The organism is Streptomyces sp. NPDC003016, assembly GCF_053591455.1.
The window spans coordinates 2,501-5,327 of record NZ_JBSFTV010000088.1; the positions used below are offsets into that span (position 1 = coordinate 2,501).

General features: G+C 56.6%; 1 rRNA gene (only partly in view). It reads left to right on the forward strand.

Annotation, left to right across the window (positions count from 1 at the left end):
* A 23S ribosomal RNA gene (locus ACWDZ4_RS34925) occupies positions 1-2,806 on the forward strand; it begins 319 nt to the left of the window's first position.
* The last annotated feature ends 21 nt before the right edge of the window (positions 2,807-2,827 follow it).

Here is a 2,827-nt window from a genome sequence, read left to right on the forward strand (position 1 = left end):
TGGGATTGCACTTCAACAGTCTGCCGGCTGTTGGGCGAGTCAGAAACCGTTGGTGTAGGCGAAGGACATGCGAAAGGTCCGGCGTAGAGGGTAAGACCCCCGTAGCTGAAACATCAACGGCTTGCTTGTGCAACACCCAAGTAGCACGGGGCCCGAGAAATCCCGTGTGAATCTGGCGGGACCACCCGTTAAGCCTAAATATTCCCTGGTGACCGATAGCGGATAGTACCGTGAGGGAATGGTGAAAAGTACCGCGGGAGCGGAGTGAAATAGTACCTGAAACCGTGTGCCTACAAGCCGTGGGAGCGTCGCGCATCGAGTTTACTCGGTGCGTCGTGACTGCGTGCCTTTTGAAGAATGAGCCTGCGAGTTAGCGGTGTGTAGCGAGGTTAACCCGTGTGGGGAAGCCGTAGCGAAAGCGAGTCCGAACAGGGCGGTTGAGTTGCACGCTCTAGACCCGAAGCGGAGTGATCTAGCCATGGGCAGGTTGAAGCGGAGGTAAGACTTCGTGGAGGACCGAACCCACCAGGGTTGAAAACCTGGGGGATGACCTGTGGTTAGGGGTGAAAGGCCAATCAAACTCCGTGATAGCTGGTTCTCCCCGAAATGCATTTAGGTGCAGCGTCGTGTGTTTCTTGCCGGAGGTAGAGCACTGGATAGGCGATGGGCCCTACCGGGTTACTGACCTTAGCCAAACTCCGAATGCCGGTAAGTGAGAGCACGGCAGTGAGACTGTGGGGGATAAGCTCCATGGTCGAGAGGGAAACAGCCCAGAGCATCGACTAAGGCCCCTAAGCGTACGCTAAGTGGGAAAGGATGTGGAGTCGCAGAGACAACCAGGAGGTTGGCTTAGAAGCAGCCACCCTTGAAAGAGTGCGTAATAGCTCACTGGTCAAGTGATTCCGCGCCGACAATGTAGCGGGGCTCAAGCGTACCGCCGAAGTCGTGTCATTCGCACACATATCCCCAACGGGAGTGCGGATGGGTAGGGGAGCGTCGTGTGCCGGGTGAAGCAGCCGCGGAAGCGAGTTGTGGACGGTACACGAGTGAGAATGCAGGCATGAGTAGCGATACACACGTGAGAAACGTGTGCGCCGATTGACTAAGGGTTCCTGGGTCAAGCTGATCTGCCCAGGGTAAGTCGGGACCTAAGGCGAGGCCGACAGGCGTAGTCGATGGACAACCGGTTGATATTCCGGTACCCGCTTTGAAACGCCCAGTATCGAATCCATTGATGCTAAGGCCGTGAAGCCGTCCCGGAGCCTTCGGGCAAAGGGAAGTGGTGGAGCCGCCGGCCCAAGGTGGTAGTAGGTAAGCGATGGGGTGACGCAGGAAGGTAGTCCAGCCCGGGCGGTGGTTGTCCCGGGGTAAGGGTGTAGGCCGTGTGGTAGGTAAATCCGTCACACATCAAGGCTGAGACCTGATGCCGAGCCGATTGTGGTGAAGTGGATGATCCTATGCTGTCGAGAAAAGCCTCTAGCGAGTTTCATGGCGGCCCGTACCCTAAACCGACTCAGGTGGTCAGGTAGAGAATACCGAGGCGTTCGGGTGAACTATGGTTAAGGAACTCGGCAAAATGCCCCCGTAACTTCGGGAGAAGGGGGGCCATCACCGGTGATCCGATTTACTCGGTGAGCTGGGGGTGGCCGCAGAGACCAGCGAGAAGCGACTGTTTACTAAAAACACAGGTCCGTGCGAAGCCGTAAGGCGATGTATACGGACTGACGCCTGCCCGGTGCTGGAACGTTAAGGGGACCGGTTAGTGACCTTTCGGGGTTGCGAAGCTGAGAACTTAAGCGCCAGTAAACGGCGGTGGTAACTATAACCATCCTAAGGTAGCGAAATTCCTTGTCGGGTAAGTTCCGACCTGCACGAATGGCGTAACGACTTCTCGACTGTCTCAACCATAGGCCCGGTGAAATTGCACTACGAGTAAAGATGCTCGTTTCGCGCAGAAGGACGGAAAGACCCCGGGACCTTTACTACAGTTTGATATTGGTGTTCGGTTCGGCTTGTGTAGGATAGGTGGGAGACTTTGAAGCATGCACGCCAGTGTGTGTGGAGTCAATCTTGAAATACCACTCTGGTCGTGCTGGATGTCTAACCTCGGTCCGTGATCCGGATCAGGGACAGTGTCTGATGGGTAGTTTAACTGGGGCGGTTGCCTCCTAAAGAGTAACGGAGGCGCCCAAAGGTTCCCTCAGCCTGGTTGGCAATCAGGTGTTGAGTGTAAGTGCACAAGGGAGCTTGACTGTGAGACCGACGGGTCGAGCAGGGACGAAAGTCGGGACTAGTGATCCGGCAGTGGCTTGTGGAAGCGCTGTCGCTCAACGGATAAAAGGTACCCCGGGGATAACAGGCTGATCTTCCCCAAGAGTCCATATCGACGGGATGGTTTGGCACCTCGATGTCGGCTCGTCGCATCCTGGGGCTGGAGTCGGTCCCAAGGGTTGGGCTGTTCGCCCATTAAAGCGGTACGCGAGCTGGGTTTAGAACGTCGTGAGACAGTTCGGTCCCTATCCTCTGCGCGCGTAGGAATATTGAGAAGGGCTGTCCCTAGTACGAGAGGACCGGGACGGACGAACCTCTGGTGTGCCAGTTGTCCTGCCAAGGGCATGGCTGGTTGGCTACGTTCGGAAAGGATAACCGCTGAAAGCATCTAAGCGGGAAGCCTGCTTCGAGATGAGTGTTCCCACCCCCTTCGAGGGGTTAAGGCTCCCAGTAGACGACTGGGTTGATAGGCCAGATGTGGAAGCCCGGCAACGGGTGGAGCTGACTGGTACTAATAGGCCGAGGGCTTGTCCTCAGTTGCTCGCGTCCACTGTGT